The 24,251-nt window shown below is 68.9% G+C and carries 25 protein-coding genes and 1 tRNA gene; 11 read left to right on the forward strand and 15 right to left on the reverse strand.

Annotated features, from left to right (window positions below):
• Positions 1-35 precede the first annotated feature (35 nt).
• The 7 genes from B7438_RS07740 to B7438_RS07770 all read left to right on the forward strand — a co-directional run bounded on the left by B7438_RS07740 (position 36) and on the right by B7438_RS07770 (position 5,764).
• Positions 36-857, forward strand: a complete 822-nt coding sequence (locus B7438_RS07740; protein ID WP_218775150.1) for a hydroxypyruvate isomerase family protein — start codon at positions 36-38, stop codon at positions 855-857.
• A 32-nt stretch (positions 858-889) separates the two neighbouring features.
• The gene (locus B7438_RS07745) at positions 890-1,516 is read left to right on the forward strand and encodes an RNA polymerase sigma factor (protein WP_085368976.1); all 627 of its coding nucleotides are present in this window, start codon (positions 890-892) and stop codon (positions 1,514-1,516) included.
• The gene (locus B7438_RS07750) at positions 1,513-2,322 is read left to right on the forward strand and encodes a hypothetical protein (protein WP_085368977.1); all 810 of its coding nucleotides are present in this window, start codon (positions 1,513-1,515) and stop codon (positions 2,320-2,322) included. The genes B7438_RS07745 and B7438_RS07750 overlap by 4 nt, the downstream gene beginning before the upstream one ends.
• A gap of 128 nt (positions 2,323-2,450) precedes the next feature.
• Positions 2,451-3,467 (forward strand): NADP-dependent oxidoreductase, encoded by a 1,017-nt coding sequence (locus tag B7438_RS07755; RefSeq protein WP_085368978.1) that lies wholly within the window; start codon positions 2,451-2,453, stop codon positions 3,465-3,467.
• A gap of 28 nt (positions 3,468-3,495) precedes the next feature.
• Complete coding sequence (locus tag B7438_RS07760; protein WP_085368979.1) at positions 3,496-4,347, forward strand: alpha/beta fold hydrolase; 852 nt, start codon at positions 3,496-3,498, stop codon at positions 4,345-4,347.
• A 53-nt stretch (positions 4,348-4,400) separates the two neighbouring features.
• Entirely contained in the window at positions 4,401-5,117 is a 717-nt protein-coding gene (locus B7438_RS07765) for an SDR family oxidoreductase (RefSeq protein WP_085368980.1), read from the forward strand.
• 41 nt (positions 5,118-5,158) lie between these two features.
• Positions 5,159-5,764: a TetR/AcrR family transcriptional regulator gene (locus B7438_RS07770; protein WP_085368981.1), complete on the forward strand. Its 606-nt coding sequence runs from the start codon at positions 5,159-5,161 to the stop codon at positions 5,762-5,764.
• A 162-nt stretch (positions 5,765-5,926) separates the two neighbouring features.
• Here the strand turns inward: B7438_RS07770 and B7438_RS07775 are convergent.
• Positions 5,927-6,016 (reverse strand) — tRNA-Ser (locus B7438_RS07775).
• A gap of 101 nt (positions 6,017-6,117) precedes the next feature.
• On the opposite strand from B7438_RS07775, the gene B7438_RS07780 reads away from it, so the two are divergent.
• Positions 6,118-6,924, forward strand: coding sequence for an SGNH/GDSL hydrolase family protein (locus tag B7438_RS07780; protein ID WP_085368982.1), 807 nt, complete (start codon positions 6,118-6,120; stop codon positions 6,922-6,924).
• Positions 6,925-6,988: 64 nt separating this feature from the next.
• Here B7438_RS07780 and B7438_RS07785 read toward each other — a convergent pair whose 3' ends face one another.
• Positions 6,989-7,915: an alpha/beta fold hydrolase gene (locus tag B7438_RS07785; RefSeq protein ID WP_085368983.1), complete on the reverse strand. Its 927-nt coding sequence runs from the start codon at positions 7,913-7,915 to the stop codon at positions 6,989-6,991.
• A gap of 115 nt (positions 7,916-8,030) precedes the next feature.
• Between B7438_RS07785 and radA the strand changes: the two genes are divergently transcribed.
• The gene (radA, locus tag B7438_RS07790) at positions 8,031-9,392 is read left to right on the forward strand and encodes a DNA repair protein RadA (RefSeq protein WP_085368984.1); all 1,362 of its coding nucleotides are present in this window, start codon (positions 8,031-8,033) and stop codon (positions 9,390-9,392) included.
• 245 nt (positions 9,393-9,637) lie between these two features.
• Here radA and B7438_RS07795 read toward each other — a convergent pair whose 3' ends face one another.
• The 4 genes from B7438_RS07795 to B7438_RS07810 form a co-directional block, all read right to left on the reverse strand.
• Entirely contained in the window at positions 9,638-10,270 is a 633-nt protein-coding gene (locus B7438_RS07795; RefSeq protein WP_085368985.1) for a hypothetical protein, read from the reverse strand.
• A 44-nt stretch (positions 10,271-10,314) separates the two neighbouring features.
• Positions 10,315-10,833 carry an amino-acid N-acetyltransferase gene (locus tag B7438_RS07800; RefSeq protein ID WP_085368986.1) on the reverse strand — a complete coding sequence of 173 codons (519 nt, stop codon included), beginning with the start codon at positions 10,831-10,833 and terminating at the stop codon, positions 10,315-10,317.
• A gap of 117 nt (positions 10,834-10,950) precedes the next feature.
• Entirely contained in the window at positions 10,951-13,476 is a 2,526-nt protein-coding gene (locus tag B7438_RS07805) for an ATP-dependent Clp protease ATP-binding subunit (protein ID WP_085368987.1), read from the reverse strand.
• Between the two features lie 129 nt (positions 13,477-13,605).
• Positions 13,606-14,037, reverse strand: coding sequence for a hypothetical protein (locus tag B7438_RS07810; RefSeq protein ID WP_247597154.1), 432 nt, complete (start codon positions 14,035-14,037; stop codon positions 13,606-13,608).
• A 58-nt stretch (positions 14,038-14,095) separates the two neighbouring features.
• Between B7438_RS07810 and B7438_RS07815 the strand changes: the two genes are divergently transcribed.
• Positions 14,096-15,076 (forward strand): pirin family protein, encoded by a 981-nt coding sequence (locus B7438_RS07815; protein ID WP_085368989.1) that lies wholly within the window; start codon positions 14,096-14,098, stop codon positions 15,074-15,076.
• A 75-nt stretch (positions 15,077-15,151) separates the two neighbouring features.
• On the opposite strand, the gene cls is transcribed toward B7438_RS07815, so the two are convergent.
• Positions 15,152-16,615, reverse strand: a complete 1,464-nt coding sequence (gene cls / locus B7438_RS07820; protein ID WP_085368990.1) for a cardiolipin synthase — start codon at positions 16,613-16,615, stop codon at positions 15,152-15,154.
• Positions 16,616-16,719: 104 nt separating this feature from the next.
• A complete protein-coding gene (locus B7438_RS20515) occupies positions 16,720-16,893 on the reverse strand; it encodes a hypothetical protein (protein ID WP_179150758.1) in 174 nt (57 codons plus the stop codon).
• Positions 16,894-16,999: 106 nt separating this feature from the next.
• Between B7438_RS20515 and B7438_RS07825 the strand changes: the two genes are divergently transcribed.
• Positions 17,000-17,818 (forward strand): cytochrome c oxidase assembly protein, encoded by an 819-nt coding sequence (locus B7438_RS07825; RefSeq protein ID WP_256921919.1) that lies wholly within the window; start codon positions 17,000-17,002, stop codon positions 17,816-17,818.
• 18 nt (positions 17,819-17,836) lie between these two features.
• Here the strand turns inward: B7438_RS07825 and lysS are convergent, their stop codons facing one another.
• The 7 genes from lysS to folK are packed head-to-tail and all read right to left on the reverse strand — an operon-like array spanning position 17,837 to position 24,243.
• Positions 17,837-19,351 (reverse strand): lysine--tRNA ligase, encoded by a 1,515-nt coding sequence (gene lysS, locus B7438_RS07830; protein ID WP_085368991.1) that lies wholly within the window; start codon positions 19,349-19,351, stop codon positions 17,837-17,839.
• A gap of 31 nt (positions 19,352-19,382) precedes the next feature.
• Positions 19,383-20,261, reverse strand: a complete 879-nt coding sequence (panC, locus tag B7438_RS07835; RefSeq protein ID WP_085368992.1) for a pantoate--beta-alanine ligase — start codon at positions 20,259-20,261, stop codon at positions 19,383-19,385.
• A gap of 60 nt (positions 20,262-20,321) precedes the next feature.
• A complete protein-coding gene (locus B7438_RS07840; protein ID WP_085368993.1) occupies positions 20,322-21,080 on the reverse strand; it encodes a Rossmann-like and DUF2520 domain-containing protein in 759 nt (252 codons plus the stop codon).
• Positions 21,080-22,771, reverse strand: a complete 1,692-nt coding sequence (locus B7438_RS07845) for a PH domain-containing protein (protein WP_143465717.1) — start codon at positions 22,769-22,771, stop codon at positions 21,080-21,082. Before B7438_RS07845 ends, B7438_RS07840 begins: the two co-directional genes overlap by 1 nt.
• Positions 22,768-23,253 carry a PH domain-containing protein gene (locus B7438_RS07850; protein WP_085368994.1) on the reverse strand — a complete coding sequence of 162 codons (486 nt, stop codon included), beginning with the start codon at positions 23,251-23,253 and terminating at the stop codon, positions 22,768-22,770. Before B7438_RS07850 ends, B7438_RS07845 begins: the two co-directional genes overlap by 4 nt.
• Positions 23,237-23,716: a DUF3180 domain-containing protein gene (locus tag B7438_RS07855; RefSeq protein WP_085368995.1), complete on the reverse strand. Its 480-nt coding sequence runs from the start codon at positions 23,714-23,716 to the stop codon at positions 23,237-23,239. Before B7438_RS07855 ends, B7438_RS07850 begins: the two co-directional genes overlap by 17 nt.
• Positions 23,713-24,243, reverse strand: a complete 531-nt coding sequence (folK, locus tag B7438_RS07860) for a 2-amino-4-hydroxy-6-hydroxymethyldihydropteridine diphosphokinase (RefSeq protein WP_256921920.1) — start codon at positions 24,241-24,243, stop codon at positions 23,713-23,715. The genes B7438_RS07855 and folK overlap by 4 nt, the downstream gene beginning before the upstream one ends.
• Positions 24,244-24,251 lie beyond the last annotated feature (8 nt).

Below are 24,251 nucleotides of genomic sequence, written 5' to 3' on the forward strand. Positions count from 1 at the left end.
CCGCGCTGAGCCGCGCCCACCGACAGGAGACCGCCGTGACCACCATCGCCGCCAATCTGGAGTGGCTGTTCACCGAAACGGCCGACTGGACCGCCGACCGCATCCGGGCAGCAGCGGCCCACGGTCTCGACGCCGTCGAGATCTGGGGATGGCGCGACAAGGATGTGGAGGCCATCCGGGCGGCGCTCGACGAGACCGGCGTCACGCTGCTGTCGCTCATCGTGGACCCACAGCTGCAGCTCACCGACCCGTCCACGCACGAGCCGTATCTCGACGGGGTGCGCGATTCGCTGGAGGTCGCGATCGCGCTCGGCGCCCCCAACCTCGTGGTGGTGGCCGGCCAGGAGCTGGATGGGGTGCCCCGGCAGGACCAGCACGATGCGGTCGTCTCCGTCCTCTCGCGCGCGGCGGCGATCGTCGGGGACAGCGGGGTCACGCTGCTCCTGGAGCCGTTGAACTCGCGTGTCGACCACGTCGGGACCTACCTCTGGTCGACGAGGGAGGGACTCGACATCGTGCGCGAGGTCGGCTCCCCGCAGCTGCGCCTCCTGCTCGACGCCTACCACGCGCTCGTCATGGGCGAGGATCTCGCGGCCGTGGTCGGCGACGACATCGCCCTGGTCGGCCACGTGCAGGTGGCCGATGCCCCCGGCCGGCACGAACCGGGCACAGGGACGATCGACTGGCAGGCGCAGTTCCGTCTCCTCCGCGACCTCGGCTACTCGGGCCGCTGGGGCATGGAGTACGCCCCGAGCCGCGAGACGGCCGCCTCGCTCCGCCACGTCGAAGACCTGGCAGCACTGGTCGACGGACCGCGCGCGTCGGGAACCACGGCGTTCGTCGCGGACACTACTTAGATATGAGGGGTATTCGACTGGACGAGCCGACAGTGCTCGAACGTGTGCGGGGCGGTGACGCCGACGCGTTCGGGGAGCTGTTCGACCTGCACCACGATCGTGTCTTCCGCCAGGCCATGCGACTGACGGCGTCTATCCACGACGCTGAGGACGTGACGGCCGTGGTGTTCCTGGAGGCCTGGCGCCGCAGGGATGCGATGCGCGAGGTGAACGATTCGGTCATCGGCTGGCTGCTGGTGATGACGAACTTCGTGTTCCGCAACTATGCGCGCGCATCCCGCCGCTACCGCACCGGGCTGGAGCAGCTGCCACCGCCCGAGCACGCGCCGGATCACGCGGACGCCGTGGACGAGCGCATCGACCGCGACTCCCGCCGTGCGGCACTGCGCCGTGCGCTGGCCACGCTGCCGCGACGCGACCAGGACATCCTGACGCTGTGCGTGCTGGAGGAGCTGAGCACGGCCGACGCCGCCGCGGCGCTCGGCATTGCGCCGGGCACGGTCAAATCGCGCCTCTCCCGGGCGAAGACCCGGCTCACCGAACTGCTGCAGCAGGACCCCACCGCGGCGGAACCTGCCACGAGTCCCGCCGCGACGGAACCCACCACGACGAACCCCACTACGACGAACCCCACTACGACGAACGGAGGAGAGCGATGAGCACCGAGCCCACCTTCGACCCGCGCCGCAAGGCCGCGATCCGCGACCTGGTCGTCACGCACGCGGCCGCAACGCAACCAGGCACCGCCCACAAACGCACAGCGCTGATCGTGGCCCTGGTGCTGCTCGCCGTCAGCATCTCCGGCGGCACGGTGGCATACGCCCTCGGCACCGGACTTCTCGACCCGGCCCCGGTGGCGACCGCGACGCCGACACCGACACCCACTCCGACGCCGACGCCGACCGAGACACCGACCCCGACGTCGACGCCCACCACGGTGGCGCCCGTCGACGATCCGGCAGATCCGTCCACCTGGACCATCCGTTTCGATGGTGTCGGTCCGGTCAGTCTCGGGACGCCTTTCGCGGCGCAGCACCAGATCATCCCCGCGTTCTCCGACGCCACCGACCCGATCTGTGTCCCAGAACTGGCGTTCTTGCTCGCCCCCAACGGCCTCCGCTTCAGGTTCGTGGGCGCAGCCGACGGCTCCGACCAGACCGCGGCCATCGAGTTCGGCAATTTCGGAACCGGCGCCGACGACCACGCGAATACCCCGAAGACGCCTGAGGGCATCGGTATCAGTTCCACGGCCGAGGAACTGCTCGCCGCGTATCCGAACATCCAGCAGACGGGCACGTACAACGACCTCGTCACCTACTACGGCCTGACGGACAACCAGGGCGGCTGGATCGTCTTCGCCGTGATGAACGGCGCGGTCACCGACATCCAGATCGCCAACGAAGCTGTCCTGCCGATCGGTCAGAAAAGAGTCAATTCCATCCCTTCCGAGCGCTGCCCCGCCTGACGGGTGGGCCAGGACGCCCACATCACCTGCGGCATCCCGAGCCCTCTCCACCCGGCCCCACTTGACACAATTTCTGACTGTACTCATAATTGAGTGCAATCACTAATCCTGTCAAGAAGGGCACACTCGTGCACGCACTCTCCCTGACCGCATATAAGGAGCCGCTCCAGCGCTCGGAGGTTCCCGAGCCGACCGTCGGCCCGGACGACGTGCTCGTCGCGGTGCAGGCGGCCGGGCTCAACCGGCTGGACGAAGGGATCCGGCAGGGGCAGTTCACGCAGATCGTGCCCCTGCAGCTTCCGCACACGCTCGGGCTCGACCTTGCGGGCACGGTCATCGAAGTCGGTTCCGCCGTCCGGAGATTCACCCCGGGCGACGAGGTCTTCGCCCGGCCGCGGGATGGTCGCATCGGCACGTTCGCCGAACGCATCGCCGTCTCCGAGGACGATGTCGCGCGCAAGCCTGCCTCCGTCGACATGATCGAAGCGGCATCCCTCCCCCTCGTCGCGCTGACCGCCTGGCAGGCGTTCGTCGAGCGAGGCCACCTGCATGCGGGTCAGAAGGTCCTCATCCACGCGGGTGCGGGAGGGGTGGGCACGATCGCCATTCAGTTGGCGAAGCATCTCGGCGCAACCGTTGCCACCACCGTCAGCGCGGCCGACCGCGACTTCGTTCGCGGGCTCGGGGCGGATGTGGTGATCGACTACCGCACAGAAGACTTCGAAACCCTACTCAGCGGTTACGACCTCGTGCTCGACAGCCTCGGGGGTGAGAACCTCGAGAAGTCGCTGCGCATCCTCAAGCCCGGCGGCACAGCGATCGGCATCGCCGGTCCGCCTGACCCCGCGTTCGCTCGACGGATCGGGATGAATCCCGTGCTCCGGGCGGCCGTCACCGGGCTGAGCCGGAAGATTCGCACGCAGGCGAAGCGCCTGGGCGTGACGTACGAGTTCCTCTTCATGCGCGCGGACGGCGCGCAGCTCGAGCAGATCGCGGCGCTGGTCGACGAGCAGGTACTCCGGCCGGTCGTCGGCCGCGTCGTCCCGTTCGAGCAGGTCCCCGCCGAACTCGGTTCGCTCGCTCGCGGCATTCGCGGCAAGTCCGTCGCCGCCATCGCCGGCCCGTCGCCGCGCGCCGACCGCTGATCGTCACCCACCACCGAAGGAGCCCACCATGAGCACGGAACCCGTCGTCACCGCATACCGTGACGCCCCCACACGGACCATCCGCGTCGGCGACACGACCGTCGCCTACCGAGAGCTGGGACCGGCAGGCGGCATCCCGGTCGTCTTCTTCGTGCACCTGGCCGGAACGCTCGACAACTGGGATCCACGGATCGTCGACCCGATCGCGAAGCACCGCCACGTCATCGCCTTCGATCAGCGCGGGGTCGGCGGTTCCTCCGGGAAGGTTCCCACGACCCTCGAGGCCGCAGCGGACGACGCATACGCGTTCATCACGGCGCTGGGATACGACCTGATCGACGTCTTCGCCTTCTCCATGGGCGGGATGATCGCGCAAGACCTCATCCTGAAGCACCCCGGCCTGGTCCGCAGGCTCGTCCTCACGGGAACCGGCCCGCGCGGCGGCAAGGACATGGACAAAGTGCTTTGGACCACGTACTGGGACATCCTCCGCGCCGCGCTCGCCCGGTCCGACCCCAAGGAGTTCCTCTTCTTCAACCGCAACGCGACGGGCAAAAAGGCGGGAAAGGCCTTCATCGGGCGACTCAAGGAACGCGTGACCGACCGCGACAAGGACATCTCGCTCTCCTCGTTCCACACCCAGCTGAAAGCCATCCAGAGGTTCGGCAGATCGGCACCGTCCGACCTGTCACGGATCACGCAGCCCACGCTCATCGCCAACGGCGACAACGACCGGATGGTGCCCTCCGTCCTCTCGGAGGACCTCCACCGGCGCATCGCCGGCTCCGAGCTCGTCATCTACCCGGACTCCGGCCACGGTGCGATCTTCCAGTACCACGAGCACTTCGCGCCGGTCGCCGTCGACTTCCTCGGCGCCTAGCCGAGGCCGCACCCCTCACCCACACCGCTACCCCGAACAGTCAAGGAACCCTCATGCCATCGCTCACCAATGCCGTCGTCCTCGTCACAGGCGCGAACGGAGGAATCGGCACCGAGTTCGTCCGTGCCGCCCTCGACCGCGGCGCGTCCAAGGTCTACGCCACCGCGCGCAACCCCCAGGCGTGGACGGACGATCGCATCGTCCCGCTCCCCCTCGATGTGACGGACGCCGACTCCATCGAAGCGGCCGTCAGCGCGGCGGGCGATGTCACCGTGGTGATCAACAACGCAGGAGGGGTCCCGCCGACGGCGAGCATGCTCGACATCTCCGAAGCCGACCTCCGCGCGAACCTGGAGCTCAACTTCTTCGCCCCGGTGCGCGTGTCACGCGCGTTCGCCCCCACCTTGATCGCGGCCGACGACGCTGCCCTGGTGAACATCCACTCTGTCGCCAGCTGGTACGCCTTCGGCGGGACGTACAGCGCGTCGAAGGCCGCACTCTGGTCCGCGACCAACTCGCTGCGGCTGGAACTCGACCCGCTCGGCGTGCTCGTCACGGGAGTGCACGTCGGATACGTCGACACCCGGATGGCCGCGCACGCGGACGGCCCGAAGATGCTGCCCGGCGACCTTGTCGCCGCGGTGTACGACGCCGTCGAGGCCGGCGCGTACGAGGTCGTCGCCGACGACATCAGCGCCCGCATCAAGTCCGGCCTCGCCGCGCCCATCGAGGTCCTCTACCCGGAGTTGAGGACTGCGGGCGGCAACTAAACTCGTCTCCGAGCCGACCGACCACGTCGAAGGAACCCGAAATGAGCGACGTCACCGCCGAACTGGGGCGGCGCGAACGGAACAAGCGCGCCAAACTGGACCGCATCACCGCGGCAGCCTCCGAGCTGTTCGCCGTGCACGGGGTCGACGACGTCACCACCCAGCAGATCGCAGAGCTCGCCGATGTCGGCACCGGCACCGTGTTCCTCTATGCGAAATCCAAGGGCGAACTCCTCCTGCTCGTCCAGAACGCCCACTACGCCGAGGCGCTCGAGGAAGGGCGGGCCGCGGCCGCAACAGCACCGGATGCGCTCGAAGCGCTGCTCGCCGTCGCCCGCCCGATCGTCGCCTGCAACCGGGTCCAGATCGACAACGGACGCACCTACCTGAAAGAGATGGCCTTCGGCGATGCCGACGAGCCCCACCACCGCGCCGCGCTCGACATCGTCGCGCGGACCGAGGAGCTCCTGAGCGAGACCCTGCTGAGGCACGAAGCGAGTACTCCGGCGGACGCGCCCGTCCTCGCCCACGTCATCTCCGCGATCATGCTCCTCTCCATGGCGTCGGCCCCGGATCCGGAGACCTCCGTCGACGACGTCGTGCGCGAGATCGCGACACAGCTCGCCGCGGTGCTCGCGCAGCGGTGAGCGTCAGAGCCGGGCGATCATCGACAACGAATCGGCACAGCGAGGGGCTCTCCGAACGAGCTGACGGCCTGTGACCACGTGCCCGCCGACTGGCGTCTCCGCTCTTCGCGCGGGAGCAACGGCCTAGAAAGCAGAAAACCCCTGGCTAACCAGGGGTTTTCGTGGCGGTACCGGTGGGATTTGAACCCACGGTGGGCTTTCACCCACACAACTTTTCGAGAGTTGCACCTTCGGCCGCTCGGACACGGTACCGCGGACTATCGTACGCGAACGCCCCGCCGACCGCCAATCGACAGCGAACGGTCAGCGCACCACCAGCGCGCGTCAGGATGCGCGCGAGTACAGTGCTGGGAATGGGAACGAAGAGTCGTGTCGCTGTCGGTGCCGGTGTTTCCACGGTCGCGGTCGGGCTTCTCGCGTGGGCGCGGGTCAGGAAGGCTCAGGACACGCTGGAGGCGAGCCGGGTCCGGCTGAACGAGACGCTGCCCGTGCACTCCAAGTGGTGGCGGGATGCGGCCAAGGTGGAGGGCGAGCTGCTCTATGTGGCCATCGGCGACAGTGCAGCGCAGGGCATCGGCGCCTCCGCCCCGCGCAACAGTTACGTCGGCGTGATCGCCGACCACATCAAGGCCGCGACCGGGCGCTCGGTCCGGATGGTCAACCTCAGCGTGTCCGGCGCCACCGTCGCTCTCGCCGTGGCCGATCAGCTGCCGCGGTTCGCCGAGTTGAAACCGGATATCGTCACCGTCGCCATCGGAGCCAACGACATCGCCGCGTTCGATCCCGACCTGTTCGAGGAGGGCATCCGGAAGGTGTTCAACGCCGTCCCCCAGGATGCGATCGTCGCCGACCTGCCCTGCTTCTACCTGCCGTGGAACGAGAAGAAGGTCGCCGTCGGCAACGCCATCCTGCGCCGCGTCGCCGCCGAGCGCGGGCTTACGGTCGTCCCGCTGCACGACACCATGAAGCGTCAGGGGTTGCGCGGCATCGTGACCCAGTTCGCCGAAGACCTGTTCCACCCGAACGACCGCGGCTACCGGGTGTGGGCGTCCGCTTTCCTGCCGGCCGTCACCGCCCACGTGGTGCGCCGGTTCCCGCGCCGTCCGGTCACCGCGGCGACGCAGCAACCGCAGCAGCTACCGGATGCGCAGGCCAGCTGACCGCAGCTGACCGGCAGTGGATGCCCGGGGCGGCGCAGCACAACGCCTTCCCGCCCCGCTGCCATCACCCCTTCGACGTGCCCGGCGCCAGGTGCGACAGCACCCGCTCCCACGCGGGGATCACCACGAGGTGACCGGCGCCCGGCATCATCTCGACCCGCGCATCCGGGATCGCCTTCTGGTACCAGCTGGCGTGGGCGTTGCCCGCGAGCGGGTCGGCCTGGCCGTTGACGATGAGCGTCTTCGCCGCGATGTCGGCGAGGTCGAAGCCCCACGGGCGGGCGGTGTAGCTGAGGATGTCGGCCGCGACACCGCCAGGACCCTGCCGGAAGGCGTCCTTGAGCATCCGGCCGAGGCGGTCACGGGCGCCCGGCCTGGCGAGCGCTGCGTCGTCGACCGGGGATGCGCCGAGCAGGTCGAGAGGCACGTCGGCTTCCTGGTCCGCGGCGTTCACGGCGTCGGCCTGCGGCTGCAGCATTCCGCTCAGCTGGGCGAGCGCCGCATCCGGTTCGAGCGTCGCCAGGTGGTCGGACATGGCCTGCAACTGCGGGTCGATCCACTCGACCGCGTCGTTCGGGGCAGGCGTGCCGATGATGGCGACGCGGTCGGCGATGTCGGGGTGCCTGGCCGCGAAGGCGAGGGCGATGCGGCCGCCGGCCGACCAGCCCGCGATGCCGATGGTCTTCGGGCGGTTGACGCCCATGCTCGACTCGTCCCTGTTCATCGACCGCAGGTATTCGGCGATGTCGTCCGCCGCCTGCGTGATGCTCGGCCAGGTGCCGGCGGGCAGCGGGTCGCTCGAGCCGTAGCCGGGGCGGTCGAACGCCAGGATGTGCACGTTCCTGGTGCTCGACGCATCCGGATCCGGGTCGAAGACGGACGACCCGGGGGCCGGGTGGCAGAACACCACGATGCGCTCCGCCATCGAATCGCCGAGCCCGGTCACGCCGAGCTTGCGGCCGGACGCCAGTGTGAAGGTCAGATTCGCCATGCCGCCTATTGAACCCCTCACAACCGACACTGGCCAGCAGTTGCCCACAGTCCGCGCGATCCTCCGCCCGATGACGGTGGTCCCCCGTAGTGTGAAACCGGATCGAGGAGGTTGCGTGGCGAAGGCTCAGCTCAACTATCGCTGCACGGAGTGCGGCTGGACGACGGCCAAGTGGGCCGGCCGCTGCGGCGAGTGCCAGGAGTGGGGCACCGTCACGGAGGCCACGGCGCCGACGGGCGTCCTGCGCGCGCTCAAGCCCGTCTCGATCGGGGCGGACCGCGCCGCCCGCTCCATCACCGACATCGACACGGCCACGGTCAGCCACTGGCCGAGCGGCATCGCCGAGTTCGACCGCGTGCTGGGCGGCGGCATCGTGCCCGGCGCCGCCATCCTGCTGAGCGGAGAGCCCGGCGTCGGCAAGTCCACCCTCCTGCTCGAGGTCGCCTCCCGCGCCGCCCGCGCCCGGTCGCGCGTGCTCTACGTGAGCGCGGAGGAGTCGGTGAGCCAGGTCAGGATGCGCGCGGAGCGCACCGGGGCGATGCACGACCACCTCTTCCTCGCCTCGGAGACCGACCTCGCCACCATCGTCGGCCAGATCGACGCCGTCGACCCGCGACTCGTCATCGTCGACTCGGTGCAAACGGTGTCCAGCAGCAACGGCGAGGGTCTCGCGGGCGGACCGAGCCAGGTCAGGGAGGTCGCGAGCACGCTCATCCGGGTGGCGAAAGACCGCAACCTGCCCGTGCTGCTCGTCGGCCACGTCACCAAAGACGGTTCCATCGCCGGGCCGCGCCTGCTCGAACACCTGGTGGATGTGGTCTGCCAGTTCGAGGGAGACCGCCAGACCGCGCTCCGCTTCGTCCGGGCGCTCAAGAACCGCTTCGGCCCCACCGACGAGGTCGGCTGCTTCGAGATGTCGGGCGACGGCATCGTGGAGGTCGCCGACCCGAGCGGGCTGTTCCTCAGCCGCACCACCACGCCGGTCTCCGGCACCTGCGTCACCGTCGCGATGGAGGGGCGCCGTCCGCTCCCGGTCGAGGTGCAGGCCCTCGTCGTGGCCACCACAGCGCCCAATCCGCGCCGCGTCACGAACGGCGTCGACTCCTCCAGGGTCGCCATGCTGCTCGCCGTCCTCGAACGCCGCGCCGGCATCCGCCTCGGCGACAAAGACGTCTACGTCTCCACGGTCGGCGGCGTGCGCCTCACCGAGCCGGGCGCCGACCTCGCCATCGCCCTCGCCATCGCGTCGGCCGCCAACGAGAAGGCCATCCCGCACACGCTTGCGGCGTTCGGCGAGATCAGCCTGGCCGGCGAGATCCGCCCCGTCGCCAGCGGCAAGCAACGGGCGGCGGAGGCCACGCGCCTCGGCTTCACCACCCGGGTGGATGCGCGCAGCGAGAGCATCCGCGAAGCCCTCCGCGTAGCGTTCACGGCCGCGATCTCCGACCGCGAGCGGGAGCTCGACGCCGCGTTCTGACCCGCGGGGGCCGCCATTCTGGCGAGATGCCACTAACTGTCGCGAAACGCCCGGGATCCGCCACAGTTGGTGGCATCTCGCGAACGCGAGCGGGCGCTCGACGCCGCATCCTGACCCGGGGTGGCGCGCCAAGCTCGCGAGATGCCAGTAACTGTCGCAAAACGCCCGGGATGCGCGACAGTTACTGGCATCTCGCGGCCGCAACCGCGACCCCAGCCGCAACCGCCGCCGCAACCGGCGCGGGCTCAGTTCAGGATGAACTGCTTCGACTCCGCCGACTCGATGCCGGACACCGACGTGGTCAAGTGGTACGACGCCCCGCCGGCGGGAACCTGCTCGCGCGTCTGCTGGCACGTGGCCGGGTCGGAGCGCGTCCTGTCCCACTCGATCGGCGTCTGCGACGACACCGTCTTGCCGGGTTGCAGCAGCACTTCCGCATCCACCTTGTCCGACTGGCAGTCTGTCGACTTCCAGTACGTCTCCGTGCCGCTGGTGATCGTGAACACCTGCTGCGCCGTGCCTGCGTCGATCTTGCAGGACACCGTGCCCGTGTTCGTGATCGACACCGTCAGTTTCGGCAGCTCGCCGGCGGCGTAGGTGTTCGCGTCGGTGTTCGCCGTCACCTTCACGTTCGCCGGTTTGCAGGGCTGGCCGCTCGCCGTCGTGTTCTCGGTCGGGATGCTCGTGCCGTCCGCGCCAGGGGTCGCCGGCTTCGAGTTCGTCGCTGCCGGCGTCGGCGTGCCCTGGGACGAGCCGGGCCGCACGACGATCAGCACGACGACGACGATCACGGCGATCACGCCGAGGGCGAGGATGAGCCGGCGTCGCCAATAGACGTTGCTCGGCTGCGGGCCGACAGGATGCTTGAACGTCGACATGCCTGCAGGATAGCGGCGGCCGCGACGAATGCCGCGGCAACGCGCTAGAGCCGCTTTAACATACGAGTATTTCCCAAGGTATTGGGCTTCACCCGAGCCAGGTCGAGGAACTCCGCGACACCTTCGTCGTGCGAGCGGACCAGCTCCGCGTACACCTCGGGGTCGACCGTCTCACCGCCCATGTCCTCGAACCCGTTGCGCTCGAAGAACGCGACCTCGAAGGTCAGGCAGAACAGGCGGCTGAGGCCCAGCTCCCTGGCGTCGTCCTCCAGCCGCCGCAGCAGCGCGTGGCCGATGCCCCTGCCCAGCCAGTCCTCGGAGACGGCCAGGGTGCGCACCTCGGCGAGGTCGCGCCACATCACGTGCAGCGCCCCGCAGCCGATCAGCTCACCATCCGGCGTCTCCGCGACCCGGAACTCCTGCAGCGACTCGTAGAACACCACCGCATCCTTGCCGAGCAGGATTCGTCGCTGCACCAGCGGCTCCACGAGCTCCTGGATGCGCACCACGTCACTGGCACGCGCCCGGCGGATGACGAACCCGGCGCTGTCTGAACCACTCACTCGCCCAAGCCTAGCGACCCACCGCATCCGGATGCGCACACATGAACACACGCACACGCGAAAGCGGGGCCGCCATTCAGGCGACCCCGCTCCCGGGATACAACAGGTTCGGCTACCTCACTCGGAGGATGCGGCCAGGTCCGGCGTCGCCGGCCCCGTGCCGATGGCGGCCGCGGCGTTGACGCCGGCGCCGATCGGCTCCTTGCGGGCCTCCGTGGTGAACACGAACTCGCCGTCCTTGAAGTCGACGTGCACGTGGTCGCCGGCGTTGAGCTCTCCGTGCAGGATGCGCTCGCTGAGACGGTCCTCGATCTCGTGCTGCACAGCGCGGCGCAGCGGACGGGCTCCGAGGGTGGGGTCGAAGCCGACCTCGATCAGGCGCTCCTTGGCGGCCTGCTCCAGCGTGATCGTCATGTCACGGTCGAGCAGCCTGTCGGAGAGGCGCTTGATGAACAGGTCCACGATCTGCAGCAGTTCCGGCTTGGACAGCTGCGGGAACACGATGATCTCGTCGACGCGGTTCAGGAACTCGGGCTTGAAGTTCTTCTTCAGCTCCTCGTAGACCTTGCCGCGCATCCGGTCGTATCCGGTGGTCGGGTCGCCCTCGATCTGGAAGCCGACGGGGCCGCCGGAGATGTCCTTCGTGCCGAGGTTGGTCGTCATGATGATAACCGTGTTCTTGAAGTCGACCACGCGGCCCTGACCGTCTGTCAGACGTCCCTCCTCCAGGATCTGGAGCAGCGAGTTGAAGATGTCGGGGTGTGCCTTCTCGATCTCGTCGAACAGCACCACGCTGAACGGCTTGCGGCGGACCTTCTCGGTGAGCTGCCCGCCCTCTTCGAAGCCGACGAATCCGGGAGGAGCACCGAACAGTCGCGAGACCGTGTGCTTCTCGCCGTACTCCGACATGTCGAGGGAGATCATGGCCGACTCGTCGTCGAACAGGAACTCGGCGAGCGCCTTGGCCAGCTCGGTCTTTCCGACACCGGTAGGGCCGGCGAAGATGAACGAACCGGACGGACGCTTCGGGTCCTTCAGACCGGCGCGGGTGCGGCGGATGGTCTTGGAGAGTGCCGCGATGGCCTCCTCCTGACCGATGACCCGCTGGTGCAGCGCCTTCTCCATGAAGACGAGGCGTGCGGACTCCTCCTCGGTGAGCTTGAACACCGGGATGCCCGTGGCCTGGGCCAGAACTTCGGCGATGAGTCCCTCATCCACCTCTGCCGTGGTCTTCACGTCGCCGGAGCGCCACTGCTTCTCGAGGCGCAGCCGCTCGCCGAGGAGGTTCTTCTCCTCGTCGCGCAGCGATGCGGCCTTTTCGAAGTCCTGGTCTTCGATGGCGGCTTCCTTCTGGGAGCGCACCGCGGCGATCTTGTCGTCGAACTCGCGCAGCTCCGGCGGGGCCGACAGGATCGACAGCCGCAGACGTGCTCCGGCCTCGTCGATCAGGTCGATCGCCTTGTCCGGGAGGAAGCGGTCCTGGATGTAGCGGTCGGCGAGGTTCGCCGCCGCGACGATCGCGCCGTCGGTGATGGACACCTTGTGGTGCGCCTCGTAGCGGTCGCGCAGCCCTTTGAGGATGTTGATCGCGTGGGGCAGCGACGGCTCGGCCACCTGGATGGGCTGGAAGCGGCGCTCGAGGGCCGCGTCCTTCTCGAAGTGCTTGCGGTACTCGTCGAGCGTGGTGGCGCCGATCGTCTGCAGCTCACCGCGGGCGAGCAGCGGCTTCAGGATGGAGGCCGCGTCGATCGCGCCCTCGGCAGCGCCTGCGCCGACGAGGGTGTGGATCTCGTCGATGAAGGTGATGATGTCGCCGCGGGTGCGGATCTCCTTGGTGACCTTCTTCAGGCGCTCCTCGAAGTCACCGCGGTAGCGGGAGCCTGCGATGAGCGAGCCGAGGTCGAGCGTGTACAGCTGCTTGTCCTTCAGCGTCTCCGGCACGTCGCCGCGGACGATCGCCTGGGCGAGCCCTTCGACGACTGCGGTCTTTCCGACGCCGGGCTCACCGATCAGCACGGGGTTGTTCTTGGAGCGGCGCGACAGGATCTGCATGACCCGCTCGATCTCCTTCTCGCGTCCGATCACCGGGTCGAGCTTGTTGTCGCGCGCAGCCTGGGTGAGGTTGCGGCCGAACTGGTCGAGGATCTGGCTGCCTGCCTGCGCGGTGGCCTGATCGTTGCCTCCGACCTGGACCTGCTCCTTGCCCTGGTATCCGCTGAGCAGCTGGATGACCTGCTGGCGCACGCGGTTGAGGTCGGCGCCCAGCTTCACGAGCACCTGGGCGGCGACGCCCTCTCCCTCACGGATGAGGCCGAGCAGGATGTGCTCGGTGCCGATGTAGTTGTGGCCGAGCTGCAGCGCCTCGCGCAGGGACAGCTCCAGCACCTTCTTGGCACGCGGGGTGAACGGGATGTGCCCTGTCGGCTGCTGCTGGCCCTGGCCGATGATGTCCTGGACCTGCTCGCGAACGGCATCCAGCGAGATGCCGAGCGACTCGAGCGCCTTGGCGGCGACACCCTCACCCTCGTGGATCAGGCCGAGCAGGATGTGCTCCGTCCCGATGTAGTTGTGGTTGAGCATCTTGGCTTCTTCTTGGGCCAAGACGACGACGCGGCGGGCTCTGTCGGTAAATCTCTCGAACATGTCTACTCCTCAGACGCCGTTGCAGGGTTGGCGTCGATACAAAGAGAGTAACCACCGGAGGGCGCCGTTATAGCCCCTGTTCGCCGTGGGCGTGACAGTGTTTCCCCCGACTGTCCGGGATGCGCAGCCTCAGCCCCGCAGGCCGGGCAGGGTGAGCGTCGTGTCCGGCAGAGTGATGGTGACGTCGGAGGTGGTCGTCACCCCGGACGGCGTCTCGAAGATCGTGGTGTGCGGCACGTAGTCGCGCGTGCAGACGCCGCCGGGGGCGGGCTCGAGCATCGCCTTCAGCTGATTGCTGGCGGTGACGGACACCGATGCGACGGTGGGCGGGCAGGTCGAGCTGCCGTAGAGCACGATCGCGAAGCGGTCGCCGTCCTTCATCCAGACGGCCCACGCGGCACCGCCCGCGCTGCTCGCGGGGGCCTCGACACCCTTCGGTTCGCCCGCGTAGTCCTCCACGGGTTTCGAGGACGCTGCCGTGCATCCGGTCAGTGCCAGGCCGGCCAGGAGCACGCCGACGACGGCCACGGTTGCGCGGCTCGCCGCGAGAGTTCGATGCACGCTCTCATTCTAGGAAGCCGGAGGTGGTTCGTGGCTGTGCGCGTTCTAGGATGCACGTGTGAGCAACCTGGAACGCGACCCGGCGGAGGTGCTCGTCGACGACGAGCCGCGCATCGGAGACGATGCCGTCGAGATCCTCGAACCGCGGGATGTGCCGCTCGGCGGCCCGCGCGCGATGAACGTGCGCCGCACGCTCCCCCAGCGCCGCCGCTCGCTGATCGGCGGCTGGTGCTTCATCGACCACTACGGTCCGGACGACGTCTCGGCGACCGGCGGGATGCGCGTCCCTCCGCATCCGCACACCGGCCTGCAGACCGTCAGCTGGCTGTTCGAGGGCGAGATCGAGCACAGGGACAGCGTCGGCAGTCACGCGATGGTGCGGCCGGGCGAGCTCAACCTGATGACCGCGGGACGCGGGATCAGCCACTCCGAGGTCTCGACGCCGCAGACGACCCGCCTGCACGGCGTGCAGCTGTGGGTCGCGCTGCCGGACCGGTCGCGCGCGACGGAGCCGTTCTTCGAGCACCACGTGCCGGTCGCCGGGCAGCTCGGCGCCGCGGAGGTGCGCACGTTCGTCGGGCAGCTCGCGGGGAGCGGGACGGACGCCACCGTGTTCAGCCCGCTGCTCGGCGCCGAGCTGCTGGTCCGCGGCGCCGGGGAGATCGTGGTGCCGCTCGACGCGTCGTTCGAGCACGGCATCCTGGTGGACGCCGGGGACGTCTCCGTGGCGGGCGTGCCTGTGCCGCGTGCACACCTCGCCTACCTCGCGCCCGGACGCGACGCAGTGACCGTGACCGTCGGCGACGGCGGGGCACGGCTGGTGCTGCTCGGCGGTGAGCCGCTCGATGAACAGATCGTGATGTGGTGGAACTTCATCGGGCGCGGGCACGATGAGGTCGTGCAGTTCCGCTCCGAGTGGATGCGCGACGTGATCGACGACGAGGACGCCCACGGCCGGTTCGGCACCGTCGCGGGCTACGACGGCCGGGCGCTCCCCGCTCCCGACCTCCCCACCGTGCGCCTCAAGCCGCGCGGCTAGCGCGAGATACCAGCAACTGTCGCGAAACGCCCGGGATGCGGCGCAGATAGTGGCATCTCGCCGTCCCGGATGCGGCTACTGCAGCGCCGAGGTCAGCCGCGCGAGGTTGTCCAGCACCGTGGACCGCAGCGGCTGCTTCATCCACTCATCGAGCGTGAGCTCGCGGCTGTCGCGGCGGTAGCCGTCCTCGACGGCCCGCATCTCGTCCACGAACGAGCGGCCGCGCACCATCAGCGACACCTCCATGTTCAGCTGGAACGAGCGCATGTCCATGTTGCTCGACCCGATCACGGCCACGTCGTCGTCGATCGTGAAGTGCTTGGCGTGCAGGATGTACGGCTTCTTGTACATCCAGATCCGCACGCCGGCGCGCAGCAGCGCCTCGTAGTACGACCGCTGCGCGTGGTAGACGAGCGCCTGGTCGCCGACCTCCGACACGAACAGGTCCACCGCGATCCCGCGCTGCGTCGCGGTCGTGATCGCCATCAGCATGGCGTCGTCCGGCACGAAGTACGGCGATGTGATCACGATGCGTTCCTGCGCGTAGTAGAGCAGCGCGAGGAACAGGCGCAGGTTGTTCTCGCCGGGGAACCCCGGCCCGGACGGCACCACCTGGGCATCCAGCGCGTTCGCGGTGAGGTCGTCGGTGATCGGCTCCGTCTCGCGGCGGAGCAGTTCGTCGGTCTCGCTGTACCAGTCGGTGATGAAGATCGCGTTGAGACCGGCGACGATCGGCCCCTCCAAGCGCACGATCAGCTCTTTCCACTTCAGTCCGCGCCGGATGTTCGACTTCTTGTTGTAGCTGCGGTCGATCACATTCTGAGAACCCATGAAGCCGACCCGGCCATCCACGATCAGCAGCTTGCGGTGGTTGCGCAGGTCGGGCCGCTGGTACTTCCCACGGAACGGCTGCACCGGCAGCATCAGGTGCCAGGATGCGCCCATGTCGGTGAGGCGCTTGGTGGTCTGCTTGTAGTCCCTGGTGCGGTACGACGCGATGTGGTCGAGCAGCACGCGCACCGAGACGCCGCGCTTCACGGCATCCTCCAGCGCGTCGAAGAACGGCTTGGTGGTCTGGTCGCAGCTCAGGATGTAGAACTCGACGTGCACATAGCGGCGCGCTGCCCGGATCTCCTCCGTCATCGCATCCAGTGACGCCTGATAGTCGCCGTTGAGGCTGGCCGTGTTTCCGCCGACGAGCGGCATCGCCCCGAGATTGCGGTTGAGGGCGACGACGGACTCCAGCCACGGCGGCCACGGATGGTCGCGGCTGACCCGCTCGATGCCCTCCGTGCTCTCGATGATGAACTGGTTGATCTCCGCCTGCTTGTCTCGACGGCTCTTCGGCAGCTTGTACGAGCCGATCAGCAGGAAGAACAGCACGCCGATGTACGGGATGAAGAAGATGGCGAGCAGCCAGGCGGTCGCCGATGTCGGCTTGCGGTTGCGCGGCACGACGATCACGGCGATGACGCGGATGATGAAGTCGACGAGCAGCAGCAGCACGACGATCGCGGTGGTGAGGAACCCTGCGTCCATCGGCGCGCATCCCCTCTACCGATTGTGTGGGCGCGCTGAGGTGCAGGCCCTATCGCTTACCGTATCGAAGGGAAGGCCGCGAGGGTACTCACGACGCGGCGCAGCTACGCCTTGGGCGCGAGGCCGCGGCGTGCGCGCTCTTCGGCCTCCATGCGGGAGTACGCCTTACGCTCGGTGCGGTCGGCGCGAACGATGGAGCGCATGATCAGCCAGAAGAGCAGACCGACGAGGACGGTCGGTGCGAGCGACCACACGATCCCAGCTACGACATCATTCATAACTTGATAATGGTAGCTCCTGCACCTGAGAACGGAGACCATCACGCCACCCGTCACCGTCTTCCTCGCCACCTGGCACTTCGACCCGGTCGCCGCCGTCGCTCTCGTGACCGCTGCCGGACTGTACATCGCCGGCATCCTGGCCCTCCGCCGCCGCGGTCATCGCTGGCCGGTGGCGCCCACCGTGTGGTTCTTCGCCCTCGGCCTCGGCTCGTACGCGTGGGTCTCGTTCGGGTTCCTGGGCGCGTACAGCTCGGAGCTGCGCTGGGCGTTCACGACCCGCATCGCCCTGCTGCTGTTCGCCGTTCCCGCACTGATGAGTCTGGGACGCCCCGTCGCCCTGGCCCGCCTGGCTCTCAGCGGACACCGGGCGAGCAGGCTGGAGGCGACCCTGCGCTCGCGCGCGATCCGCCTGTTCGGGAACGCGATGTTCGCGCCGCTGTTCGCCTGCGCGGTGTTCCTCGTCTTCCTGACACCGCTCGCCGCCGTGCTGCGCGACAACCCGTGGTCGGAGTGGTCGATCACGGTCGTCGTGCCGCTCGCCGGGATGCTCATGGTGCTGCCGATCGCCGCCCACTCGATCATCCGCACCAGCTTCTTCGTGACGGTGGAGTTCCTGCTCGCGTTCGTCGAGATGCTGCTGGATGCGGTGCCCGGGCTGCTCCTGCGGCTCAACGACGGGATCCTGGATCACGCGCCCGCTGTGCTGGGTCCGCTGCCGTTCTGGTTCCCGAACGCGCTCCACGACCAGCATCTGTCCGGCGACTTCCTGTGGTTCATCGCAGAAATCGCGGACGTGCCCGTGCTCATCATCCTGTTCGTGCGCTGGATGCGCCTCGACCGCCGAGAGGCCAACCGGATCGACGCACTCAGCGACGACGAGCTGGATGCGCTCACGCGCGACCACCTGCGCCAGCGGCCGTGAGGGGCGGGGCGGAAGCCGCTACTTGACGAGCGGGAAGAGGATCGTCTCGCGGATGCCGAGGCCGGTGAGCGCCATCAGCAGGCGGTCGATGCCCATCCCCATTCCACCCGACGGCGGCATGCCGAATTCGAGAGCGCGCAGGAACTCCTCGTCGAGACGCATCGCCTCGACATCGCCCTCCGCGGCCAGCTTCGCCTGCTCGACGAACCGCTCGCGCTGCACGACGGGGTCGACCAGCTCCGAGTATCCGGTCGCGAGCTCGAAGCCGCGGGTGTAGAGGTCCCACTTCTCGACGACGCCCTCGCGCGAACGGTGCGCGCGCACCAGCGGGCTGGTGTCGACGGGGAAGTCCATCACGAACGTCGGCCGCACCAGGGTGTCCTTGACGAAGTGCTCCCACAGCTCCTCGACGTACTTGCCCGGCAGGGGATGCTGGATCTCGATCCCCTCCACAGCCGCGATCTCGCGCAGTCTCTCCACAGATGTCGCGGGAGTGATCTCTTCGCCGACCGCCTCGGACAGGCTGTCGTACATGCGAATTCGATCCCACTCCCCGCCGAGGTCGTACTCGGTGCCATCGGCCCAGGTCACGACGTGCGAACCGGAGATCGCCTGCGCGGCGTTCTGGATGAGGGTCTGAGTGAGGTCGGCGATCGAGTTGTAGTCGCCGTACGCCTCGTACGCTTCGAGCATGGCGAACTCGGGCGAGTGCGTGGAGTCCGCGCCCTCGTTGCGGAAGTTGCGGTTGATCTCGAACACGTGATCGATGCCGCCCACCACGGCGCGCTTCAGGTACAGCTCGGGTGCGATACGCAGGTAGAGCTCGGTGTCGAACGCGTTCGAGTGGGTGACGAACGGGCGCGCGGACGCCCCGCCGTGCATGACCTGCAGCATCGGGGTCTCCACCTCGATGAAGTCGCGCTCCGAGAACGTCTTGCGGAGGCTGGCGACGGTCTTGGCGCGATCGATGACGTTCTTGCGGGCCTGGTCGCGCGCGATCAGGTCGAGGTAGCGGCTGCGGACGCGCGTCTCCTCGTTGAGCTCGTTGTGCAGGTTCGGCAGCGGAAGCAGGGCCTTGGATGCGATGGTCCAGCTCTCCACCATGATCGACAGCTCGCCGCGGCGGCTCGAGATCACTTCGCCGGAGACGAAGAGGTGGTCGCCGAGGTCGACGAGTTCCTTCCACTCCGCCAGCGACTCCTCGCCGACGGCCGCGAGCGACACCATCACCTGGATGCGCGTTCCGTCGCCGGACTGCAGCACCGCGAAGCACAGCTTGCCGGTGTTCCGGAGGTGCACGACGCGTCCTGCGACGCCGACGGTCTCTCCGGAGACCTCGTCGGCCTGCAGGTGGCCCCACTTCGCGCGCACGGCGGGAATGGTCGTGGTGATGGGCACAGCGACCGGGTACGCGCCGCCCGCGGGAGTCTTCGCCTCGGCGATCAGGCGCTCGCGCTTGCCGAGGCGGACGGCCTTCTGCTCGCTGATCTCGTCAGCGGAGAGTTCAGGCTCGGGGGTCTGCTCGTCGGTCATCAGTGTCTTTCGTTCGTGCGGAGGAGGCCGTTCAGCTGATGCTGATGCGCTCGTTGTCGATCAGCCTGGTCGTTCCGACACGGGCTGCCACGAGCACCACGGCTGGGCCGTGGTGGCCTTCGGCGACGGCGAGGAACGAGTCCGGGTCGACGACCACGAGATAGTCAAGCTTAACGGCTGGTTCGGTGTCGAGACGCGCGCGGGCGGCGGCGAGCACCGCATCCACTCCTCCCGTCGCTGCTGCGGCCTTCGCGGCGGCGAGCGCCTGGGAGAGTGCGACGGCGGCGGCGCGTCCCGCCGGGTCGAGGTAGCTGTTGCGGCTCGACAGGGCGAGGCCGTCGGATTCGCGGACCGTGTCGACCACGGCGATCGTGACCGGCAGGTTCAGCTCGTCGACCATCCGGCCGACGAGGTGCACCTGCTGTGCGTCCTTCTGGCCGAACACCGCCACGTCGGGGCCGACGATGTTGAACAGCTTGGCGACGACCGTGAGCATCCCGTCGAAATGGCCCGGCCGGGATGCGCCCTCGTAGAGGGAGCCGATCGAGCCGGCGGTGACGCGGGTCTCCGTGGCGCCGTTCGGGTACATCTCCGCGGGGCTCGGCGCGAAGACGATGTCGGCGAGGCCGGCGAGTTTGGCGACGTCGGCGTCGAGGGTGCGGGGGTAGCGGTCGAGGTCCTCGCCCGGGCCGAACTGCAGCGGGTTGACGAAGATCGAGACGACGACGATCCCGCCGAGGTCTTTGGCGTGCGAGACCAGCCGGAGGTGCCCGTCGTGGAGGGCGCCCATCGTCGGCACGAGCACGACGCGACCGGATGGCGCGTCAGCGCTGCCTTCGAGGGCTGCGTCCCTGCGGCCGGAGGCGATCCGTGCGCGCAGTTCGGGAATGGTGGTCACGACGTCAGGCATCTGCTCCCCTAACGGCCGGTGCGCCGGGCGGGCGCGGAGTTGAACGGCCAGTCATCCAGGCTACTCGCCGCGGAGGAACCAGCCGCGATCGTCCCCCTGCTGCTCGTCGAACACCTCGGACAGGTCGATGGATGCCGGTGCCGACGCCGTCGTGATGGCGTTGTCGACGGCGGAGCGCAGCAGCGAGCTGAGGAACGGTCCAGGGTTGTCGACCCCGATGTCCCGCAGGATGCCGGTGGACTGCTCGACGATCGCCCGCGAGAACGAGGTGGCCGTCGCGACGGCCTCCGCGTACGCCTCTCGGTCCTTCTCGGCGATGACCACCGGCTCCCCGCCCATCTCGACCACCAGTGCCTGAGCGATCGGCAGCACGGGAGCGGGAGCGGTGACAGCGAAGTAGCTCTCGGCCAGCCTGGCGAGGTCGAGGCTGGTGCCGGTGAACTCGACGGCGGGATGCACGGCGATCGGGATCACGCCCGCCGCAGCGGCCGGCTGGAGCACAGACACGCCGAACCCGGGTGCGGTGTGCATGACGATCTGGCCGGGCTGCCAGCTGCCGGTGGCGGCGAGCCCGGCGACCAGACCGGGCAGTTCGGCGTCCGGCACGGCGATGACCACCAACTCGCTCCGCTCCACCAGCACGGGAACATCCAGGATGGGCGCGTTCGGCAGCATCGCCCCGGCCCGCTCCCTGCTCGCCTCCGACACGGCAGAGACCCCGACGATGGCGTGTCCAGCTCCCGCGAGCGCAGCGCCGATCACCGGCCCGACACGACCAGCGCCGATGATGCCGAGACCGAGTCGTCCGGAACGCTGCATCAGAGGTGCTCCTCGGGGGTCGTGGTGGGGGGCGCGGGCGGCGTCGGCGCATCCAGTGGGGCGGCCTGGTCGAACGGGAGCTCCGCCCAGCGGTGGCTGCGGTCGGACTGCGCGGAGGCGATGGCGCCGGCGGCGACGTCGTCGAAGAGGTGGACGCTCTGGGGTGCGTCCAGCGCTGCCAGCCTGGGTCGCACCGGACCCGAGACCGTGTGCAGGCGGGCGCCGGCGAGGCCGAGCATCCTGTCGATCGGGCCCTGCTGGATTTCGAGGCTCTGCAGGCGGGCGAGCGGGACCATCGCCAGGCTGCGCCACACCGCGCCGCGGCGCAGCAGGATCACCCCGTCGACGATGCTGTACCCGTTGCGCCTCCAGGAGAGCGGTCGCACCCAGGCGGCGCGGCGCGGGCTTCCGACGTAGGAGTCCCGTCCGCGCGATGTCATCCCGGCGACGATCATTTCGCGGTGGGCGTCCGTCGCGAAATCGGGGAGCACGAGGCCGAGCACCCGTGCGACGTCGGCCGCGTCGCCGACCGGGAGCATCGTGGTGTTCGGCTGCCCAGCCGCGCCCTTCTCCTTCGAGTGGCCGGCCGTGTCGATCCGGATCTGCCACCAGCCGAACGGACGCCACAGCAGCGGCTGCAGCACCTCGACCGCGTGGATGCGGCCGGGCGGCAGCGTCTCGTTGCTCAGGCTGAGCAGGCCGAAGCCGACGCGCACACCGTCCGGCGTTCCCGCGATCGAATAGCGCAGTGACTTCGTGAAGCGGTTGATGTAGAAGCTCGCCGACCCGAGCAGGCCGGGCAGCACCACGAACAGCAGCCACACCCGGCCCGTGGATACGCCGATCACCAGCAACGCGACCACCACCAACAGGAAGATGGTGAAGCCGCTGAGCACCAGCGAGCCGAGCAGGCGCAGCGGCGGAATCTTCACGACCGACTGCGGCGGAGCGACGGTGGGGTCGAGTTCCGGCGCGATGAACTCGTTGACGCGACGGGTCACCAGTCCGGACACGGCGCCTCCGGCCGCGGCGGCACCCTGCACGCCGGCCGGCGAACCATCCGGACCGGCCATGCCTCCCTGAGGCCCGGGCTCACCGAACGACTCAGTCACCTCTGGCGGACGGCTCTCCGCCTCGCTCGCACGCACCCCCGACGCCAGCCGCAACACGTCGCCGCGCAGCCCGTCGGCCAGCGACGAGCCGAGGTACGCCAGCTGCACGTTCGCGTCGTGTCCTGCCACGCTGATGTCCAGCTTCGCCGCGCCGAAGATCCGCGCGAGCACCGGGCGCACGATGTTGATGCCCTGGATGCGGTCCAGCCGGGCTTTGCGCTGCGTGCGGAAGAGGATGCCGCTGCGCACCTCCACCGCGTCGCCCGTGATGCGGAAGCTGTGCATCCGCCACGACAGGTAGAACGCTCCCAGGCAGAGCAGCAGCACCACCACGATCGCGAGGAGGGCCCAGCCTTCCCAGCCGTGGTCGTAGATCTGGTCGATCGGGTCTCCGCCGTAGTCCGGCGTTCCGATGAAGATGCCGACGATGCGTTCGCGCAGGTTGGAGAGCACGAAGCCGAGGATCGCCACGAAGACGATGCCACCGCGCAGCAGGGGCGTGGCCGGATGCAGGCGGTGCCATTCGCCGTCCGTGAACCGTTCGGCGGCGCGTTCCGCTGCGCTGAGCGGGGCGCTCACAGTCCTGCCCGCCTGCTCTCCGCGAGTTCGACGAGACGGTCGCGCAGGTCGGCGGCGACCGGTTCGGGGAGTCCGGGGATGACCACGCCGGTGGATGCGGCCGCCGTCACGAACTTGAGGTCGGCCAGGCCGAGGATGCGTCCGACCGGGCCGCGATTGATGTCGATCAGCTGCATCCGGCCGTACGGCACGGACACGAAGCGCTGGTACATGATGCCGCGGCGGAAGAGCAGGTCGTCCTCGCGCATCCGGTAGCCGATGGAGCGCGCACGGCGGGGCGCGATGATGAGGCTCACGATCGTGATGACCACCACCGCCGCCAGCAGCACCCAGCCCCAGCTCCACTGGGCGACCAGCCACAGGAAGGTCGCCGCCGCCGCAAGCACCACGCCGCTGACGACGGCGCTCACGATCACGACGACCACGTATTTCGGGGAGACGCGCTGCCACTCCCCCACGCTCAGGTCAAGACGATTCGACATGGACATTCTCCGGATCGCCGTTCTTGTCGTCGGGTGGGATGGTGCAGAGGTATTCGGCGACCAGCCCGGCGATCAGCAGCACGATGGCGCCGACGGTCGTGGAGACGGTCAGCCAGATCGTGCCGCCGGCCGGGATGACCGAGCGACTCAGCAGATAGACCAGGAGGCCGGCGCCGAGGCCGGTGAGCAGGGCGCCGGACAGGCTGCACGCCTTCGCGAGCACCACGATCCGCATCGCCTGGAACGGGTCGATCGGCCGGGCGTTCCTGCCGCGGACGGCTCGGCGGATCGGCACGGCGAACGCGACGACGATGATCGAGACGGCCACCAGCGTGATCGGCAGGGTGAGCGGAGGCACGAACACCGCGAGCCCCGACCCGGCCAGCGCCAGTTCGATGAGGAAGCCGGCGACCGCGGCGACGACGCCGAGGACGATCAGCGGGACGGGGGTGGTGCGTTTCACGATGCGCTCCCCTCGTATCGGCGGACAGGGTCGGTGGCGCGAGCGGCGAGAGCCGCGACCGGTCCGTGGCCGGTGAGCTGCGCATCCGGTGCGATGTCGAGCCAGGGCACCAGCACGAACGCGCGCTCGGATGCACGGGGATGCGGCAGCGTGACGCGCTCGTCGTCGGAGACGATGCCGTCGTAGTCGACGATGTCGATGTCGATGGTGCGGTCGCCCCAGCGTTCGTCGCGCACCCGGCCGAGCCGGTCTTCGACGGCGTTGACGGCGTCGAGGAGGGCGAGAGGGTCGAGGATCGTCTCGACCAGGGCGACAGCGTTCAGGTATGCGGGGGCGTCGTGGTCGATGCCGTCGAGTTTGAGGGCGGGCGTCTCGTAGAGCGGGGACACCGCATCCACCCGGATGCCCGGCGTCGCCTCGAGAGCGGCGACGGCGGCGCGGATGGTCGCCTCCCTGTCGCCGAGGTTGCCGCCGAAGGCGAGCACGGCCGGGTGGCCGACGCGCATCCGCTGCGGCCTGGGCGTCACGCCTCCCG

Origin of the sequence: Leifsonia sp. NCR5, assembly GCF_002105485.1 — a bacterium.
Classification (GTDB): domain Bacteria; phylum Actinomycetota; class Actinomycetes; order Actinomycetales; family Microbacteriaceae; genus Leifsonia.

Bases quoted from the DNA above. Each gene is read 5' to 3' on its own strand.
- cls (WP_085368990.1), bottom strand. From the start codon at position 16,615: ATGGACGCAGGGTTCCTCACCACCGCGATCGTCGTGCTGCTGCTGCTC.
- B7438_RS07780 (WP_085368982.1), top strand. From the start codon at position 6,118: ATGGGAACGAAGAGTCGTGTCGCTGTCGGTGCCGGTGTTTCCACGGTC.
- B7438_RS07785 (WP_085368983.1), bottom strand. From the start codon at position 7,915: ATGGCGAATCTGACCTTCACACTGGCGTCCGGCCGCAAGCTCGGCGTG.
- panC (WP_085368992.1), bottom strand. From the start codon at position 20,261: ATGCCTGACGTCGTGACCACCATTCCCGAACTGCGCGCACGGATCGCC.
- B7438_RS07770 (WP_085368981.1), top strand. From the start codon at position 5,159: ATGAGCGACGTCACCGCCGAACTGGGGCGGCGCGAACGGAACAAGCGC.
- B7438_RS20515 (WP_179150758.1), bottom strand. From the start codon at position 16,893: ATGAATGATGTCGTAGCTGGGATCGTGTGGTCGCTCGCACCGACCGTC.
- B7438_RS07795 (WP_085368985.1), bottom strand. From the start codon at position 10,270: ATGTCGACGTTCAAGCATCCTGTCGGCCCGCAGCCGAGCAACGTCTAT.
- lysS (WP_085368991.1), bottom strand. From the start codon at position 19,351: ATGACCGACGAGCAGACCCCCGAGCCTGAACTCTCCGCTGACGAGATC.
- B7438_RS07805 (WP_085368987.1), bottom strand. From the start codon at position 13,476: ATGTTCGAGAGATTTACCGACAGAGCCCGCCGCGTCGTCGTCTTGGCC.
- B7438_RS07760 (WP_085368979.1), top strand. From the start codon at position 3,496: ATGAGCACGGAACCCGTCGTCACCGCATACCGTGACGCCCCCACACGG.
- B7438_RS07765 (WP_085368980.1), top strand. From the start codon at position 4,401: ATGCCATCGCTCACCAATGCCGTCGTCCTCGTCACAGGCGCGAACGGA.
- B7438_RS07750 (WP_085368977.1), top strand. From the start codon at position 1,513: ATGAGCACCGAGCCCACCTTCGACCCGCGCCGCAAGGCCGCGATCCGC.
- B7438_RS07850 (WP_085368994.1), bottom strand. From the start codon at position 23,253: ATGTCGAATCGTCTTGACCTGAGCGTGGGGGAGTGGCAGCGCGTCTCC.
- B7438_RS07840 (WP_085368993.1), bottom strand. From the start codon at position 21,080: ATGCAGCGTTCCGGACGACTCGGTCTCGGCATCATCGGCGCTGGTCGT.